We start from the raw sequence: 14,577 nt of genomic DNA, 5'->3' as shown, positions 1-14,577 counted from the left end.
AGCCTGCTCACGATATATCGGGAGGGGCTTTCTCCATTTTTTTCTTCATATTTTAATAAGAAAGGGGGAGAGGACGGATGGAAGACAGCTTCAAGCGCAAGTCACCGGAAGAGATGCTGAAGATGATTACGAAGCTGCAGCAGGGTACGCTCAAAATCTACATCGGCCCAGTCAGCGGATCGGGCAAAACGTATCACATGCTGCGGGAAGGGAACACGTTACGCCAACAGGGCATTGATGTGGTCATCTGTGCCGTGTCCACGATGCGCAGACCGGAAACGGTGGAGCAACTTGGCGCACTCGAAAGGATTCCAAGCATTCACTGGTTGCGCCAGAGTGATGATGTAGAGATGAAGGATCTGAACTTGGATGCACTAATGGCGCGTAATCCGGAGGTTGTGCTGGTGGATGGTTTGGCACATCGCAACAGAGAAGGCGCTCGCTATGCTACCCGGCTGGAGGACATTCAGTTCTTGCTCCGAAACAACATCAGTGTCATGACAACGGTGAATGTGTATGAGCTGGAAGGGTATACCGAGCTGGCACGACAACTTACGGGGATCGCAGCAGAATATACGGTGCCTGCCGATACATTGGAGCTTGCGGATGAAGTGAAGCTGATAGACGTCACGCCGGAAACGATACTGAACCGTCTTGCAGAGGGTCATTTGCAGGGACATGAGGGTGAAGCTGTATTTCGTCAAGGCAATCTGGGTATTCTGCGCGAACTGGCCCTGAGATTGGTTGCGGAAGGGGTGAATGAATCCCTGCGTGAGCATCGGGAGGAGATGGGAATTACCGTCACGACAGGCATCATGGAGCGGATTCTGGTGTCCACGCAATATCATTGGAACGGCTCCATCTATATCCGGCGTGGGCAACAGATTGCCAAACGGCTGAATGGTGATTTGTGCGCCGTTGTTTTCCGGAATATGAAGCAGCCATTAACCAAGGAGGCAACCGTATTTCGGCGCAATATGATCAAGCTGGTAGAGAAGTTTGGCGGACATATGGAGGAGTTGTCTATATTACACCGTCGCAACATCCCGTCTACGCTGGCGCGTTACGCAATGGAGCACCAGATTACCCGCATTGTGATGGGACACTCCCGGCGTACGCGCTGGCAGGAACTGTGGCAAGGGTCCGTTGTTAACTCGTTGCTGCGCAGATTACGTGGTGTCGACCTGTTCCTGGTTGCTGATCGAGCTGCCCGGGAGGGTGAACGTGTGGTTCCGGCTAAGGTTAACGATGTGGAGTCGCTGACATACCGCAGACTAAGCGAGCAGGAAATGAAGGAACAGATTGGTCAGATTCAGCGCGGCACATTCAAAATATATATCGGAGCTGCACCAGGTGTAGGCAAAACCTACATGATGCTTCGGGAAGGCAATGATTTGCTCCGCAAGGGCATCGGTGTGCAGATCGGCTTGCTGGAGACACATGGGAGGGCGGAAACCGTGGAGCAGATGGGCCACCTGTCTGTGATCCCTCGCGCGCAACGCGTTTATCAGGGAACTCGTCTGGAAGAGATGGACACGGAGGCCATTCTGCATCTTTGCCCAGAAGTGGTGCTTGTGGATGAACTGGCGCATACGAATGTACCCGGGAGTGTTAGGCAAAAGCGTTATGAAGATGTTCTGCTCCTGCTGAATGCAGGCATCTCGGTGATTACCACAATGAACGTACAGCATCTCGAAAGTCTGAATGATGCCGTTGAACATATTACAGGTGTTCGTGTCCGCGAGACCGTACCCGATCGGATCATTCAGATGGCGGATGAGGTGCAGTTGATTGATGTGGCGCCTCAGGCCTTGCGGCAGCGCATGAGGGAGGGTAAAATCTATGCAACTGCCAAGGTCGAGCAAGCCCTTGCGAATTTCTTCAAAATCGGTAATCTGATTGCCTTGCGAGAACTTGCCCTTCGTGAACTGGCGGACGATGTGGATGAACGGCTTGAAGCACAGCAGGCCAAAATCGCACTTCGAGGACCTTGGCGCAGACAGGAAGCAGTCTTCGTATGTGTAAGCAGTGATCGTCATGCCGAGCGGCTGATCCGACGTGGATTCCGTATGGCTTATCGTCTAAAAGCCATCTGGCATGTACATCATATCCACATCGGTGAGTCCATGAGTGACGAAGTGAAATGCCATCTGGAAGCCTTGGAACAGCTGACGATTCGGCTTGGCGGTCAATTTCACATCCACCACAGTCCAAAGCTGCGGGATGTACCTGGGATTTTGGCAAGGAAGGCATCCGAGGCGCGAGTAACCCAGTTGGTGGTCGGGCAGGCAAGACGGGTATGGTGGCTGAATGGCTATCGCGGCTCAGGCTCGGTGGTCAACCGACTTGTACGCTTGTCGCGGCATCTGGATATATTGATCGTTGCAGATTACGATTATGAACTGAGCGGGATGTGAATGGATGTTGTCTGAACGAATAAAAAAAGAAACGCGGGCATCCCATGGGAAACGGGTTCCGGCATATGTATGGGTGACCCTCGGGGTGACGCTGTTAACCTTGCTGCTTCATCCCATCGGCATGAGTGGTGATTTGGTTAATGTAGCGCTGATATACCTATTTCCCGTACTGGTGAGTGCCGTGTATTGGGGAATGGGGCCAGCTATATATGCCGCGAGTTTTAGCGTCATTATGTTTGACTTCTTTTTTGTACCACCATATCTGAGCTTTACGGTTGAAGATCTGAGATATCTCATCTCCTTTGTCGTGTATCTTGCGGTGGCGATCCTGACAGCCAGTCTTGCAGGTCGATTGCGACAACAGCTGGAGATGGTAAAAGCACGTGAGGCCACGACTAACTCTCTGTACGCATTGAGTCGTCAGATGACAGCCATTACGGATCTGAATACGTTGCTGGTTAATATTGCGACCCAAGTATCGCTTACCCTGGGTAAGCCGACGGCTGTGTATCTTCCGGATAAACAGGGTGATCTGATGGTTACAAACTCTTCCGCATCCGCATCAGAAGGGGAGAAGGATGGGTGGGGGGATGGAGAGTCGGAGATTGCCATTGCCAAATGGGTATATCTTCACGGAAAGATCACCGGTAAGGGATCATCCACTTTGAGGGAATCTACCGGACTTTACGTACCGCTACGCACAGAGGAGCAGATTCATGGCGTGCTCGCTGTGAGTATGGACGCTGGTGAGGTTCATGAGCAGCAAGAACAGCTTCGTCTGTTGGAGGCATGCGGTGGACTGGCCGCAGGTGCTATTGCCCGAGTGAAGCTGGCGGAAGAGGCCCGATTGGCACAGATCACTGCCGAATCGGAGCGCATACGCACAGCGCTGCTGGACTCTGTTTCTCATGAATTGCGTACTCCCCTAACCGCCATTATCGGCTCGGCTACGGGATTGTTGGAGAATGATACTCTTTTTACACCCGAGGATCGGAGAGAATTAACAGGCAACATTCGGGATGGGGCCATGCGTATGAATCGTCTCGTCACAAATCTGTTAGGCATGGTTCGGCTGGAGAGCGGCATGTTGCAACTCAATCGGAAATGGTGTGACGTGGAAGATATAATCAGCGTCGTACTGACACAGGTTCGGGAATTCAGTCCGCATCGCAACATTCAAGTTGAGCTTCCTGATGATCCGGTGTTCATTTACGGAGATGAAGTATTGCTGCAGCAGATGCTGGTCAATATTGTCAGCAACGCCATCAAATATTCACCCGATGAGAGCCTGATTGTCATCATTGTGGCGAGTGATAGAAGTCCGAGTCAATTGACGATTATGGTCGCTGATCAAGGCATCGGTATACCGGAAGCAGAAAGAACACGTATATTTGATAAGTTCTATCGCTCAGAGTCTACTCAGCATGTCACAGGGACGGGGCTTGGTCTGGCCATCTGCAAAGGCATTGTGGAAGTCCACGGAGGTACTATTGTAGCAGAGCCGAATTCGGGTGGCGGAACGAAAATGCGCATAGATATCCCCATGGAGGCTCACGGACCACGGTTTCCCTATTCAGAACAAGGAGAGGTTGAAGAATAACATGAACGCACCACTAGGGGCTCGCATACTGGTGATCGATGATGAGCCGCAGATTCGCAAATTGCTCAAGGTCACCCTTCAGGCACACCAATTCGAACTCCACGAGTGCGGGGATGGCGAAGAGGGTGTCATTCAGGCCAGCATTGTACATCCGGATCTGATCATCCTTGATCTCGGTTTGCCGGGCATGTCCGGTATGGAGGTGCTTCGCCGGATTCGTGAATGGTCACAGGTGCCGATTATCGTGTTGACAGCGAAGGATCAGGAGGGAGATAAAATTTCTGCGCTGGATGGTGGTGCAGATGATTATGTGACGAAACCCTTCGGGATGGGTGAGTTGATCGCTCGTATTCGGGTTGCGCTGCGTCATGTAGCCAAAACGACAGATGAGCCCATATTGCGCTTCGGATCACTTACGATTGATCTGGCCCAAAGGCAAGTCGAACTGGAGGGAACTTTGGTCAAATTAACCCCAACGGAATATGAGATGCTGAAGGTGCTCGCTTCCAATGCGGGAAAGATCATCACCCAGCGTCAGCTTTTGCAGCAAGTATGGGGAGGGCATCATCATGAGTCTGACAGTCATTACCTCCGGGTATATGTGGGACATCTGCGTAAAAAATTAAAGGAAGATCCGGCGAATCCCCGATATATTCAGACGGAGCCGGGCATTGGTTATCGCTTTTTGCTCCCTGCCGAATAAGGTTTAAGTGTGCGTGGCGTTATTATAAGAGATGCGATGCACGCCTCAGCAGATGAGCGCTATGAAACGAACAAAAACACCGCCCCCTTCAGCTGCAAAGGAAACGGTGCTTTTATATTATGACGTGTATTTTGGCAACCAGTCACCGTGAGCCTCAATCAACTCATCACACATCGCTACGATGTCATCGATAGACAGCTCCGCAGCCGTGTGAGGATCAAGCATGGCGGCATGATAGATATGCTCCTTTTTGCCAGTGATTGCTGCTTCAATCGTCAGCAGTTGAGTGTTGATGTTTGTCCGGTTCAATGCCGCGAGTTGTGGAGGCAGATCACCAATGTACGTAGGGCTTATTCCTGAGCCATCGACCAGACAAGGTACCTCAACACATGCCTCGCGCGGCAGATTCGTAATCAGTCCGTTGTTCATGACGTTGCCGCCAATTTTGTAAGGTTGGTTCGTCTCCATAGCCTCCATAATATGCGATGCGTATTCCCGACTGCGGGTATGTTCAATATTTTCGCTGGCAAACAGTTTGGTACGCATCTCTTTCCAGCCTTCAATCTGGTTCACACAGCGGCGTGGGTACTCATCCAGTGGAATGTTGAAGCGTTTGATTAGCTCCGGGTAATTCCGTTTGATGAAGTAAGGGTGGTACTCAGCATTGTGCTCGGAGGACTCCGTTACATAATAGCCAAAACGCTGCATCAGTTCATAACGAACCATGTCATCATGCTGTTCCTTCTGTTTCTCCTTCGCCAGACGTTTGATCTCGGGGTACAGATCCTGTCCGTCTTTTGTGACTTCGAGCAGCCATGCCATGTGGTTGATGCCTGCAATTTTGGCTACGACACCCGTCTGATCGATCCCCAGTGCATCAAACAGATGCGGTACACACACCTGCACACTATGACACAATCCTACGGTTTTGATCCCACCATGTACGTTCATGACGTTGGTAAGCACGGCCATCGGGTTGGTATAGTTCAGGAACCATGCATCCGGACATACTTCCTGCATATCCCGGGCAAAATCCAGCATGACCGGAATCGTCCGCAAGTTACGGAAAATTCCGCCGATACCGAGTGTGTCTGCAATCGTTTGACGCAGTCCGTATTTCTTCGGAATTTCGAAGTCCGTAATGGTGCATGGATCATACCCACCCACCTGAATGGCATTGATGACATATTTCGCTCCGCGAAGCGCTTCTTTGCGGTCATGATATACGTTAATGACACAACGACTTCCAATCGAACGGGCCAGACTGGTCAGCAAACGCTCTGAGTCGCTCAAGCGTTCAGCATCGATATCGAACAATGCCAGCTCAAAATCTTGCAGTGCTTCGGTCATCATGACATCACCCAATACATTTTTAACAAAGACGGTGCTGCCTGCACCGAGGAACGTAATTTTATTCATTTAAGTTTAGCCTCCCTGAAAAATGTTGTACCCCAACTATAGGCCGATTCGGCGCATATAACTATGGCTCAACCCCTTTCAAACATGTCATAATCCCATTTTTGTTCCCGCTTTCAACTAATATGGAAGCACTTTAGCTGTTATAATATAAATAGATTGAATGAAGAGGTAAGCGGAACGAAGTCAGGATGGAGGGCGAAAAATGAGTCGCATTGAGATGAATGTGGTTCCCGCAGGCTGGACACAGATGGAGCTGATTTTGTTGTTTTTCGGGTGGGAGGCATGTGACCCTGCGCATTATTGGGGACCGGGTGTACGTGATTCTTACATTGTGCACTACATCCATGAAGGACGGGGGATCGTTTACATGGGTGACCAAGAATACAAGTTGACTCAGGGACAGGGCTTTGTCATACTGCCGGACACGCTTATTCATTATGAGGCAGATCCAAAGGATCCCTGGACGTATTCGTGGTTTGGATTCAAAGGTGTGCAAGCCAAGGCATTCATGCAACGTGCCCGATTGAGCCTGGAGCATCCAGTGTATGATGCCCGTGATACGAATACAATGGAGCGCCTGTACTCAGAAATGGTTCAGGCCTCCACGTATTCGGGAGGGGATGTGATGAACCAGAGTCTCTTGTACCGCCTGATAGCGGAGTTGATCTCATCGTCACCGGTTGAGGAAGAGGAGGGACAGCTTCATTCGAACAAAGAAGAGTACATCAGGCAGGCAGTTCAGTTTATGGAGAACAGGTACAGCCAGCGGACCTCCATTCTGGATATTGCCCACGCCGTGGGGCTGGACCGCACATATCTGTCGGGATTGTTCAAGGAACGATACGGCAAGTCGCTACAGTCATTTTTTCTGGAGTACCGTATGAATCGTGCTGCCGATCTTCTTCAGAACCCCGGACTTTCCGTTAGTGAAGTAGCCCATTCGGTGGGTTATACGGACCCATTATTATTTTCCAAGATGTTTAAGCGTGTGACGGGTGTGTCTCCGAAGGGTTCGAGAATTCGCGGTTAGACGTATCCAGTGTTTCAAATTTGAAAGAAAAGTTTTGATCATTAATCGTCGTCCCGCTATACTGATACAGAAGTGCAATTGAATATGTGGAACTTGGTGCTTCGCCCGTCAGGGTGAAAGCTTAATAGGGAAGTCCGGTGTAATACCGGCGCGGTCCCGCCACTGTAACAGAGGAGTCAAGTAGCGATAATCCACTGGTTTAGACCGGGAAGGAGCTGCAATGACCATGATTCTGGAGCCAGGAGACCTGCCAGGTTTAACAAACACAGTAGTACCCTACGGGAGATAGGAAGGTGTTTAGAGAGCATGATTTTTTCTGAAAATCTGTTTATTTAAGGCGTCCTCATCCAGTAACACGGAGAGGGACGCCTTTTTTGATAGAATTTATACGTTTTCAGCGGAGCTGTGGACGGAGAGCATCATGGCACATACATAAAGTTTTGGGGAAGGACGTTTGAGCACTTGACCAGATATATCGTTAAGCGTTTATTACAACTGGTTGTCGTATTGTTCGGCATCACGTTTCTGACATTCCTGCTAACCTATCTGTCTCCTGGGGATCCAGCCAGACTTATGCTCATGTCTACAGGGGTAACGCCATCCGATGAACTGGTCAGGCAGGTGAGGTCAGAGCTTGGATTGGACGAGCCTTTTCTCTATCGATACGGGACATGGCTGGGACAGGTGGTGACCGGAGATTTTGGTACGTCGTATAAATACAATCGTCCAGTACTGGACGTGCTGATGGCACGGCTCCCGGCAACGCTTTGGCTAACAGGAAGCGCTATGATTCTGGTTATTCTGGTTTCCTTTCCATTGGGGATGTTGTCGGCTGTCTATCGTAATAAATGGCTGGATTTTGTTATTCGTTTGTTCTCTTTTGCCGGATTATCGATGCCCAGCTTCTGGTTGGGTATGTTGCTCATGTTGGTCTTCGGCGTACAGCTGAAGCTGCTGCCAGTGATGGGCAATTCCGGCTGGAACAGTCTGATTCTGCCTGCATGTACACTCGCGATTCCACTTGTTGCCCAGTACAGCAGACAGATTCGTACGGTCCTGCTTGAGGAGACAAGCCAGAACTATGTGATCGGAGCAAGATCCAGAGGTGTGAAGGAGTCGATCATTATTTTGCGTCATATTCTCCCCAATGCCCTGCTGCCGATCGTTACCCTTATGGGTATGACGACAGGTGCTTTGTTAGGTGGTGCAGCGATTGTGGAAAGTTTATTTGTATGGCCTGGCGTTGGTCAGATGGCAGTAGATGCCATTTTCACACGGGATTATCCGCTGATTCAGGGGTATGTCATCTGGATGGCGATCATATATGTCACACTGAATCTGCTGGTTGATGTATGGACACATCTTCGTGATCCTCGAATCCGACTGGATGTGGATGTATAGATGAGAGCCTTCAGACTTGTATTACTACAAAATCGCTGGTTCACATTCCTGTTATCTCTAACCGTCTTCTGGATTATTCTCGCCATGGTTGCGCCGCTGCTCGCACCACACGACCCACTTGCAACGAATTTTGCCAAAGTGTTGCAGCCATCCAGCGCCGAATATCCACTCGGAACCGATCAGCTAGGTCGCTGTGTATTGTCCCGTCTGCTATACGGAGCGCGAACCTCGCTGCTGCTTACCTTTATGATGATTGGCATTGTATTTGTACTCGGTGTAGCGATTGGAGTTATCGCCGGTTTCGCTCGAGGTGTGACGGATACGATTCTCATGCGGTTGTCCGACACACTAATGGCATTTCCGGGCCTGATTTTTGCGATCGCTGTGGTGGGGATGCTTGGGCCGGGATTGTTCAATACGGTGCTGGCACTGTCGGTTGTCTGGTGGGCGAAGTATGCACGGATGGCCAGAAGCCTGGTGATTTCCCTTCAGCAAAAGGAATATGTCGCTGCCGCTGCTTTCAGCGGAGCACGTAAGATACAGATCATTGGCAGGACGATCCTGCCCAATATGATGTCACCACTCATCGTCATGGCGATGATGGATGTGGGTGGCATGATGCTGTCCATCTCGGGGTTATCTTTTCTCGGACTCGGTGCGCAGCCACCGAACCCCGAGTGGGGTGCTATGTTGAATGAAGGCAGAAGATACCTGCAGACTGCGCCTTGGCTGTTGATATATCCGGGCCTGGCGATATTTAGCACTGTTATTATTTTTAATTTACTGGGAGACAGCCTGCGAGACGTGCTTGATCCCAAGAAAAATACAACTTAACTGGAGGAACCAGAATGAAGAGGAATTTTCCAAAATCGATCCTGCTCACCATCATATCCATGTTCGTTGTGTTCTTGCTTGCAGCTTGTGGCACCACCAATAATCCATCGACCTCGTCTGATGCAACGGGAAAGTCGGTGGCTACCGACAATGAGACTGCAAGCGCACCAACTCATCTGAATGTGGCCCTGTTCTGGCTTGGAAGCAATCTGGACCCGGCAGAGGAATGGAACGGTTGGACGCTTACGCGTGCAGCAATTGGTGAGACACTGATTCAGTTTGACGAGAATATGAAGCTGGTTCCTAAAATTGCAGACACGTGGGAACGTGTTGATGACACGACTTGGCATTTTCATATTCGGGAGGGTGTAACTTTCCATAATGGAAATAAGGTAACCGCAGATGCAGTAAAAAAATCGATTGAACGCTCCATTGAGCTAAACGAAAGAGGACAAGCGACTGTGCCAGTGGCCTCGATGACTGCTGAGGGACAAGATCTGACGATCAAGACGACAGAGCCTTATGCGTCCCTGCTTGGTAATATTGCCGAGCCACTGTTTATCATAGTGGATACGAGTGCAGATACATCCAAATTCAAGAGCGAGCCTATTGCTACCGGGCCTTTTATGGTGACAGGATATACGCCGGATCAGGAAATCCAGGTGAAGAAGTATGACGGGTATTGGGGCGGCGCGGCAGATGTCGACACATTGACGTTGAAATACATCAAGGATGACAGCACGCGCGCCCTTGCCCTGCAGTCAGGAGAGATTGATGTAGCAAGTAACGTGGGACGCAGCAGTCTGGCATTATTCCAGGACAAGAGTCAATACACCATTGACGAAATTCCCAGCCTGCGTACCCAATTCGTATGGTTCAACACAACCAATCCGCTGCTGAGTGATCCGGAGGTTCGCCGTGCGATCTCTTATGGTATTGACCGGGAGATGTACGCGAATACACTGGTGGGCGGTCAGGCAGCCAAAGGACCATTCACATCAGCTCTGCCTTTTGGCTATGACAAGATCAAAGGATATGATTACGACCCGGAGAAAGCTAAACAGTTGCTGGATGGGGCTGGTTTCAAGGATACAGATGGCGATGGCATTCGTGAAAAAGAAGGAAAGAAGCTGTCGTTACAGCTGATTCTCAACTCCTCTTACGAGTCCGATTCAATTGTGGCTGCTGCGATGCAGTCCCAGCTTAAAGAGATTGGCGTTCAGTTGGATATGACCTCTTATGAGGATCTGACCGATCATCAGAAGAGCGGAAATTACGATCTGGCTTTAACAAGTATCAATACAGGCATCACGGGTGACCCGCAGTATATTCTGGATTTCTACTTTATGACGGGCGCGGAATGGAATGTGGGCGGATATAGCAATCCGAAGCTGGATGAAGTAATTACTCGCCTTCACTCTGAGTTTGACGTGGAGAAAAGGTATGCCCTCGCAGCTGAGGCCCAGCAGATGATTCTGGACGATGCAGCATATATGTTTTTGACCTATACCCCGATTAATATTGTGAGTAAAAGCAACGTGCAAGGTGCGACGATGTATCCCATCGATTTCTATCTGCTGGATCGTAATATTAAGGTTGGACAGTAATGAAGCCCTTGCTTAGTGTCAACGACCTTTCCGTAACTTATAAGGATGATTCTATGGCTCTGCGGGATTTGTCCTTCTCCATGAATAAGAGGGAGATTATCGGGATTGTAGGTGAAAGTGGCAGCGGAAAGTCAACCCTGATTCGGGCCTTGCTTGGCCTGCTTCCAGAAGGTGGCCGATACACCGGGGGAGAGATCTCTTTTCAGGAAAAAGCGCTTCTACGTGAGTCGCGGTTGGATTGGGGTGGAGTGCGTGGGAAGCGGATTGCCATTGTGTTTCAGGATAGTGGTTCGTATCTTAATCCGATTTGCAGCATCGGTAGTCAATATATCGAAGCAATTCGTACTCATTTCACTGTATCCAGAAAAGCAGCTCAAGCCATGGCTGTGAATATGCTCTCGGACATGGGATTGGATGATCCGGAACGAATCATGCGTGCCTATCCCTCGCAGCTGAGTGGGGGGATGAAACAACGAACGGCGATAGCTATGGCGGTGACGATGGAACCTGAACTCTTACTTGCAGATGAGCCGACGAGTGCATTGGATGTGACGACACAGAATGAAGTGATGAACCGATTGAGCGAGCTTCGTTCCCGGCAAGGGACAGGCATGATCATCGTAACGCATAACATTGCCGTTGCAGCTCATATGGCGGATCGAATTGGTGTGATGCAGGGTGGTACCTTGGTTGAAATGGGAGAGACTTTCCGCGTCATATCCGAACCTCGGCATGAATATACCCGCAAACTGCTGAGTGCTGTACCTGAATTGGAGGGAAATGTTCATGGATCATAAGGAGTTACCAATTCTGGAATTAAGAAATCTGAGCAAAACCTACGAGTTAAAGGGGCATAGGGCAGTTGATGCATTGAAAGCTGTTCATTTGGAACTGTATCCGGGAGAATGTCTGGGGATTGTCGGGGAGAGTGGTAGCGGGAAGAGCACACTGGCTAGATGTGTAACCCATCTGGAACGAGTGACGTCAGGACAGATTCGCTATCGTCAGCAGGATATTACGCGATTGAACGGAAAGGCGCTACGCTCTCAACGAGAGCGGATCCAGATGGTCTTCCAGGAGCCTTCGGCTATCTTTAATCCGCGAATGAAGATTGGAGCTTTTATCCGGGAGCCACTCATTAATTATAAAATAATGAAGGGTCAACAAGCGGAGCAGGAAGTGCTCAGGCTGTTGGAACGGGTGGGATTGTCTGCTGCGACGGCAGGTAAATATCCACACGAACTGAGCGGGGGAGAGCAGCAGAGAGCAGTCATTGCCCGTGCGATTGGTGTTCGGCCGGACATCATCCTGTTCGATGAAGCTACCTCTGCACTGGATGTTTCCATTCAGCAGCAGATCATGGATCTGTTGCTGGAGTTGAGAAAGGAAACAGGCATCTCATCTATTTTCATATCGCATGATCTCGCGGTGGTACAACAGGTCAGCGATCGAATTGCCGTGATGTATCAGGGGGAAGTCGTTGAAATCGTAGAAAGTTCGCAGCTGACCAGCTCAGCGAATCATCCCTATACCCGGAGCCTGATGGCCTCGGTTTTGTCCGTGAGAGAAATGAAGCATAAGATGAAGGCGCAGAAGCAGGAAGAGGAACAAGGACGGATGGGGGTTCTTCAGGAAAGTCTGTCAGGATAACACCGATGTGCGGGTTTTCGTTACTCCAAATAAAGTCAGGCTATCGGTGTTCCATTAGGTAATGGGCTATCCGGTGAGAGCAAGACAACATCACCTTCACCAGGCACACCGCCCAGTACGAGTACTTCAGAGACAAAACCGGCAATCCGTCGAGGCGGGAAATTAACTACAGCTATCACCTGTTTGCCGATCATCATGTCAGGCGTGTAGCGTTGGGTAATCTGAGCACTGGAACGTTTAAGACCAAGTGGTCCGAAGTCGATCGTCATTTTAATGGCGGGAATACGAGCCTTGGTGAAGGGTTCGGCTTCCACCACTGTACCAACCCGGATGTCATGCTGCATAAACTCTTCAAAAGTAGCCATAGGGGAGATCTCCTTTCAACTATTGGGGACTATTATAAATGAAAAATCAACAAAAAATCCAGATTACGCTGTATCGTAACCTGGATTTTTTGTTTTGTTGCTTTGCAACAAATTAAGCGCCGTTCCAATTCTCTCCGGTGAGGTATTTCTCGGTGAGGATGGATAACATCTGAATGCCTACTTCATTATGTCCGCCTTCTGGAATAATGATGTCAGCATACTTTTTGGATGGCTCGATAAAAGCATCGTGCATTGGTTTTACCGTTTCGAGATATTGTTTGTACACGGATTGGATCGTGCGTCCGCGTTCTTCAATGTCCCGCAGCACTCTACGTAGGATCCGCACATCGGAATCGGTATCAACGAATACTTTGATGTCCATCAGACTGCGAAGATGTTCGTCAATCAGCACATGCAATCCTTCTACAATGACAATATGGTTCGGTGCCAGTTCAACCGTCTCATTGGCAGCACGGTTATCTATGGTGAAGTCATATACGGGAGCATACGCCGCTTGGCCTTTTTTCAACAGGGTGAGATGCTCAATCAACAGATCATTATCGAATGCAAACGGGTGATCGTAATTGGTGAGTCGGCGTTGCTCAGGTGTGAGCTGCGACTGGTCTTTGTAATAATTGTCTTGGGATATAAACGTAACCTTACCTGATCCCAGACGGTCTATGACGGAGCGAGCTACCGTCGTTTTACCGGAGCCGGTTCCTCCGGCGATACCAATAATGAGCATGGTTGTTCCATAAGCCTCCCTAGAATGGCAGCATAAACATGGATAAAGTGTACTGATTCAGAATCATTTCAGCACCTTTACCCACATGTCTGTCTGTGAATACACAATTCTTTCATTGTACCACAGCGCTTTACTTTTTTCATCTGAGGGAAGTGACCATGTTTTGCCTGAATTAAATCCGAATGGAAGAGAGACTGATTTCGCCTACGATTGTTTAGAAAGGAAGCGATTCGGTAGCCTCCATGGGATCATGAACCGCTGGCCTATCGCGAGTTTGGTAATTCTGTGAAAAATGAGATAACCAATGATGCTGCCGACTGTATTCGCGATCAGATCGTTTATGTCCGTAGTACGGCCATTACCCAGAGTAATCCGGATGATGAGCTGCAGCATTTCGATGGAAAAGCTGAAGATTAATCCGCTCCGCACAGCTTTTCTCACCGAGTCTGCCGAAGACCTAATCAGAGGCAGCATGAAGCCGAGTGGCATAAACAACAGCATATTCAGTGCAAAACTGGGGATATCCAACGTAAGCATGGGAATGAACTGAATGGTTTTGTACCATGGCGTCTGATTGGCATACATACCAATATTGACGTCGATGGGGAAGAAGACAAAATGCATAACTGCCAGAATATATACAGCAAATGTAATGATAGAGATGTACTGCCTTATCGTGTACCTGATCTGGTTTGCCCTGGTGTAAAACACCAGAGCAATCAGGAACAGAATAAATAGTGGACCCAGTACAGTTATGGACTCAACCGTATGTTGAATGGACATGAAGAAAACTCCTTTATGAATAG

At 49.4% G+C, this 14,577-nt stretch carries 13 protein-coding genes and 1 riboswitch; of the genes, 9 read left to right on the top strand and 4 right to left on the bottom strand.

Going from position 1 to position 14,577, the window contains the following annotated elements:
- Positions 1 to 77: 77 nt before the first annotated feature.
- The 3 genes from FS628_RS27945 to FS628_RS27935 are packed head-to-tail and all read left to right on the top strand — an operon-like array spanning position 78 to position 4,720.
- Positions 78 to 2,417 (top strand): histidine kinase, encoded by a 2,340-nt coding sequence (locus tag FS628_RS27945; protein ID WP_145326344.1) that lies wholly within the window; start codon positions 78 to 80, stop codon positions 2,415 to 2,417.
- Positions 2,418 to 2,421: 4 nt separating this feature from the next.
- On the top strand, positions 2,422 to 4,017 hold the full coding sequence (locus FS628_RS27940) for an ATP-binding protein (protein WP_145326343.1): 1,596 nt from the start codon (positions 2,422 to 2,424) through the stop codon (positions 4,015 to 4,017).
- 1 nt (position 4,018) lies between these two features.
- On the top strand, positions 4,019 to 4,720 hold the full coding sequence (locus FS628_RS27935) for a response regulator (protein WP_145326342.1): 702 nt from the start codon (positions 4,019 to 4,021) through the stop codon (positions 4,718 to 4,720).
- Positions 4,721 to 4,837: 117 nt separating this feature from the next.
- On the opposite strand, the gene FS628_RS27930 is transcribed toward FS628_RS27935, so the two are convergent.
- Entirely contained in the window at positions 4,838 to 6,139 is a 1,302-nt protein-coding gene (locus tag FS628_RS27930; RefSeq protein WP_145326341.1) for an alpha-glucosidase/alpha-galactosidase, read from the bottom strand.
- Between the two features lie 202 nt (positions 6,140 to 6,341).
- On the opposite strand from FS628_RS27930, the gene FS628_RS27925 reads away from it, so the two are divergent.
- The 6 genes from FS628_RS27925 to FS628_RS27900 all read left to right on the top strand — a co-directional run bounded on the left by FS628_RS27925 (position 6,342) and on the right by FS628_RS27900 (position 12,661).
- The gene (locus FS628_RS27925; RefSeq protein ID WP_145326340.1) at positions 6,342 to 7,169 is read left to right on the top strand and encodes an AraC family transcriptional regulator; all 828 of its coding nucleotides are present in this window, start codon (positions 6,342 to 6,344) and stop codon (positions 7,167 to 7,169) included.
- A gap of 77 nt (positions 7,170 to 7,246) precedes the next feature.
- Positions 7,247 to 7,438: riboswitch (cobalamin riboswitch) on the top strand.
- A 193-nt stretch (positions 7,439 to 7,631) separates the two neighbouring features.
- A complete protein-coding gene (gene nikB / locus FS628_RS27920) occupies positions 7,632 to 8,570 on the top strand; it encodes a nickel ABC transporter permease (protein ID WP_145326339.1) in 939 nt (312 codons plus the stop codon).
- A complete protein-coding gene (nikC, locus tag FS628_RS27915) occupies positions 8,571 to 9,404 on the top strand; it encodes a nickel transporter permease (protein WP_145326338.1) in 834 nt (277 codons plus the stop codon). It abuts the gene before it with no gap.
- A 14-nt stretch (positions 9,405 to 9,418) separates the two neighbouring features.
- Positions 9,419 to 11,011 (top strand): ABC transporter substrate-binding protein, encoded by a 1,593-nt coding sequence (locus tag FS628_RS27910; protein ID WP_145326337.1) that lies wholly within the window; start codon positions 9,419 to 9,421, stop codon positions 11,009 to 11,011.
- Positions 11,012 to 11,064: 53 nt separating this feature from the next.
- A complete protein-coding gene (locus FS628_RS27905; RefSeq protein ID WP_222125299.1) occupies positions 11,065 to 11,808 on the top strand; it encodes an ABC transporter ATP-binding protein in 744 nt (247 codons plus the stop codon).
- On the top strand, positions 11,798 to 12,661 hold the full coding sequence (locus tag FS628_RS27900) for an ABC transporter ATP-binding protein (protein WP_186328000.1): 864 nt from the start codon (positions 11,798 to 11,800) through the stop codon (positions 12,659 to 12,661). Before FS628_RS27905 ends, FS628_RS27900 begins: the two co-directional genes overlap by 11 nt.
- Before the next feature lie 35 nt (positions 12,662 to 12,696).
- Here FS628_RS27900 and csaA read toward each other — a convergent pair whose 3' ends face one another.
- From csaA to FS628_RS27885, 3 genes are all read right to left on the bottom strand, one after another.
- Positions 12,697 to 13,026 carry a chaperone CsaA gene (gene csaA, locus FS628_RS27895; protein WP_145326334.1) on the bottom strand — a complete coding sequence of 110 codons (330 nt, stop codon included), beginning with the start codon at positions 13,024 to 13,026 and terminating at the stop codon, positions 12,697 to 12,699.
- A 112-nt stretch (positions 13,027 to 13,138) separates the two neighbouring features.
- Positions 13,139 to 13,771 (bottom strand): uridine kinase, encoded by a 633-nt coding sequence (gene udk / locus FS628_RS27890; RefSeq protein WP_017691162.1) that lies wholly within the window; start codon positions 13,769 to 13,771, stop codon positions 13,139 to 13,141.
- 204 nt (positions 13,772 to 13,975) lie between these two features.
- Complete coding sequence (locus FS628_RS27885; RefSeq protein ID WP_145326333.1) at positions 13,976 to 14,554, bottom strand: VanZ family protein; 579 nt, start codon at positions 14,552 to 14,554, stop codon at positions 13,976 to 13,978.
- Between the last annotated feature and the right edge of the window lie 23 nt (positions 14,555 to 14,577).

Source organism: Paenibacillus xylanexedens, from assembly GCF_007676705.1.
Taxonomy (GTDB): domain Bacteria; phylum Bacillota; class Bacilli; order Paenibacillales; family Paenibacillaceae; genus Paenibacillus; species Paenibacillus xylanexedens_C.
This window is presented reverse-complemented; position numbering and strand designations above follow the sequence as displayed.